Raw genomic sequence first — 259 nt, 5'->3', positions numbered from 1 at the left:
TCATGGTCTGTAAATGTAACCGGGAGACCCGACGTAAACTTTCGATTCCAAAAGAATTGCTGCTCATCGATTCCACCACGGTTACGGTAGGGAAAACTCGTCTGCCATGGGCCCCTTACCACGGAGAACGGGCAGGGATTAAATGTCATGTGGCTCTACGGGCAAACGACAGCCAGCCTCTCCGTGTCGTAGAGACCGTAGGCTCTCAGCATGACGGACCTGTAAGTGAACAATTGACGCATCCTGATTACATCATGGT

The 259-nt window shown here is 51.4% G+C and carries 1 protein-coding gene; it reads left to right on the top strand.

Annotation, left to right across the window (positions count from 1 at the left end; translation table 11 throughout):
• On the top strand, nt 1-259 hold a 259-nt coding region (locus tag PPOP_RS20565), incomplete at both ends, for a transposase (protein ID WP_148277909.1).

This window comes from Paenibacillus popilliae ATCC 14706, assembly GCF_000315235.1.
GTDB lineage: Bacteria > Bacillota > Bacilli > Paenibacillales > Paenibacillaceae > Paenibacillus_B > Paenibacillus_B popilliae.
This window is presented reverse-complemented; position numbering and strand designations above follow the sequence as displayed.